This is a genomic window from Acinetobacter lactucae (assembly GCF_013344765.1).
In the GTDB taxonomy this organism is placed as follows: Bacteria; Pseudomonadota; Gammaproteobacteria; order Pseudomonadales; family Moraxellaceae; genus Acinetobacter; species Acinetobacter lactucae_A.
On record NZ_JABVBF010000274.1, the window covers coordinates 1 to 2,297 of the forward strand.

At 38.7% G+C, this 2,297-nt stretch carries 2 protein-coding genes and 1 tRNA gene; 1 reads left to right on the forward strand and 2 read right to left on the reverse strand.

The window, feature by feature from the left end:
• On the reverse strand, positions 1 to 716 hold a 716-nt coding region (locus tag HUN22_RS16565; protein ID WP_174731676.1), incomplete at its 3' end, for a hypothetical protein.
• Positions 717 to 868: 152 nt separating this feature from the next.
• Positions 869 to 1,906, reverse strand: coding sequence for a tRNA preQ1(34) S-adenosylmethionine ribosyltransferase-isomerase QueA (queA, locus tag HUN22_RS16570; RefSeq protein WP_174731679.1), 1,038 nt, complete (start codon positions 1,904 to 1,906; stop codon positions 869 to 871).
• Between the two features lie 182 nt (positions 1,907 to 2,088).
• On the opposite strand from queA, the gene HUN22_RS16575 reads away from it, so the two are divergent.
• A tRNA-Leu gene (locus HUN22_RS16575) sits at positions 2,089 to 2,175 on the forward strand.
• Positions 2,176 to 2,297: the final 122 nt, after the last annotated feature.

Genomic DNA, 2,297 nt, shown 5'->3' on the forward strand with positions numbered 1-2,297 from the left:
CTGCTGTAGGGATTAAAAAAACGAGAACGTTGATTGCTAACAGCAATACCCAAAGCTGGCATTTGAAATATAAAAGCGCCCCATAAATCTTTATGAATTTCTTTTATAATTTTTTTATCGCTATTTTGGTCTTGAATAATAGGGATTTCATTAACGTAATGATATTGAAACAGCAAGACTTGGTGATCGCTTACACCATCGTTCCATGTAGCCGAAACAAACTGAGTAATTTCGTTAGATCCACTTCCTCGGTTAAACAGTGGGAAATATTGTTTTAATTTGCTCAGAACTAAAACTGGCTGAGCATGAATGGGAAGATAGGCTGGCAACTGCTGAAACTGTAAACCGTAACGCAAGATTACCATACGCTGTTCTAGATAATGAATAACTTGCGTTAATGGTTCTTGAGATTGATAGAGTAAATACGCTAAAAAACCCGTTAAAAAGGCACCTAAAAAGCTCCAAATATATTGAATATGTGGATGAAGAAAATAACCCAAACCTAATATTGTGATGCTGCAAATTGCGAGTAAGTAGGGGAGCACATTAAAAAAGCGAAGGTTGTTATCTTCACGCCAAGGATGTAAAGCATCTAAAAGATCTTGGGCTGAATGAGATTTTTGTCCAGCATCCCAAAGTCGAGCAATATTGCGAAAAACCTGTGTATTTTTTTTACGTCTTATATGAAGAGCTTCTTGTAAGGTATCGATTGGCATGGAGGTAATGAGTTGATTATCATAAAGTGCTATCTAAGATTATCTTTTAAATTGAAAGAGATAAATAGAAGTACCAAGACTATTTTTATTTTAATTATAGATGCTGGGTTAAACCTCAAATCAACTTAGAAGGTTTAACCCAGTTATAACTTTTAAACTTCTAATTTATCAATCAGCATTGCATCGCCATAGCTAAAGAAACGATAGCGGCTTTTAACTGCATGTTCATAGGCAGCCAAAATGTTGTCTCGATTTGATAGTGCTGATACCAACATAAGCAGGGTAGATTCTGGTAAATGGAAGTTGGTAATTAAACGGTCTACGATGCAGAACTCATAACCTGGATAGATAAAGATTTGTGTGTCGCCAGTCCAAGCTGCAATTTTACCGCCATGAGCTTGAGCTGCACTTTCTAAAGCACGTGTTGCTGTTGTACCAACGGCAATCACTTTATTGCCGCGCGCTTTAGTTGCCAAAATTAAATCAATAGTTTCTTGGGGAACATCACACCATTCACTGTGCATGACATGATTGGTAATGTCATCAGTACGAACAGGCATGAAGGTGCCAGCACCAACGTGTAAAGTCACAAAAGATTTTTGAACATTTTTTTGCTCTAACTTTGCTAGTAACTCTTCGTCAAAGTGCAAGCTCGCAGTAGGAGCTGCAACACTAGCAATTTTTTCAGGATTATGGAAAACCGTTTGATAGCGTTCTGTATCAATTTCCTCTGCTTCACGGTTAAAGTAAGGCGGAATAGGTAACTGGCCATATTGCTCAAGTACAGGCAAGATCGGCTGTGAAAACTCAACCACAAATAAGTTTTCATGACGACCGCGTACAATCACAGGAATATTGTCTGCACCAATAAAAAGCTCCGCACCTGCTTTAGGCGAGTTACTCGATTTAATATGGCAATACGCTGTGGTGTGGTTCAGCATACGTTCAACCAGAATCTCAATTGCACCACCTGTAGAGCGTTTTCCTTTAAGTCGAGCTTTCATGACTTTGGTATCATTAAGCACTAACAAATCACCTTCTTCGAACAGATCGATAATGTCTGTGAACATGTGATCGTGATATTGACCCTTTGAGTCTAAGTGCAACAACCGCGAAGCACTGCGTGATTCAAGAGGGTAACGGGCAATAAGTTCATCAGGTAATTCAAAGGAAAAGTCAGACAGTTGCATATTCGAGAAAAAACACCACAAAAATTGGGCCTAGTATAAACTTTTTCGCTTTTTTATGGCTGTGGTTCTGGCTTAAATCATGAAAAATGTTTAAGTGATCTAAAAGTGAACGATAATATTCACTTAGGATTTGACAAGTTTTACAAACGCGCTAATATACGCAACACAAACATACTTCCTCTCCCGAGGTGGTGAAATTGGTAGACGCGGCGGACTCAAAATCCGCTGTCAGAGATGACGTGTCGGTTCGAGTCCGACCCTCGGGACCATATTCAGAATCTTCTGATTCTACGAAAACCCCTAAACTAACGGTTTAGGGGTTTTTTGTTAGCTATAACAAGTTGGTGGAATTTAAGAAATTAATAATAGTTAATGATTGGGTTCCGAGGGT